Annotated in this window: 1 protein-coding gene; it reads right to left on the bottom strand. The window is 70.0% G+C overall.

Going from position 1 to position 556, the window contains the following annotated elements:
* Nucleotides 1–556, bottom strand: a 556-nt coding sequence (locus tag ACF8NF_RS12855) for a condensation domain-containing protein (protein ID WP_392450697.1), incomplete at both ends; no start/stop codon positions are given.

Consider the following 556-nt stretch of genomic DNA (forward strand, 5'->3'; position numbering starts at 1 on the left):
CTGAACGGCAGGGGTCTGGGCAACTCCGCCTCGCGGCCCTGGGCCATCAGCGCGATCTCCTCGACGATGCGTTCCAGCGTCGTGTGGTCCAGCACCAGGTGGTGGGTCAGCAGCTGCAGCAGCCAGCGCCCGTTGGGCGCATCCTGCGCCGCCACGGCGCGGATCATGGGCGCGCGGCGCACATCGATGCGCTGCACGCGCGGGTCCAGCACGGCCTGCAGCCGGCTGGCCACATCCGTTCCTTCCCCTTCACCTTCGCTCTCCTCCAGCCAGTCGAGCAGCACCTGTGCCTGCCGCCAGACCACCTGCACGGGCTCGGCCAGCCCTTCCCACAGCACGGCCGTGCGCAGGATGTCGTGGCGTGCGATGACCCGGTTGAGCCGTTGCACAAAGCCCAGCAGCCGCTCGCGCGTGTCGAAGCCCAGCAGCGTGGGCGTGGCATAGGCGTCGCCCTGCGGGTGCAGCGTGTGGTGGAACAGAATGCCTTCCTGCAATGGCGCCAGCGGATAGATGTCCTGGATGTTGGCCGCGCCACCGGGCACGGCGGCCTCGACCC

Source organism: Delftia sp. WSY_22 (genome assembly GCF_043104185.1).
GTDB lineage: Bacteria > Pseudomonadota > Gammaproteobacteria > Burkholderiales > Burkholderiaceae_C > Comamonas > Comamonas tsuruhatensis.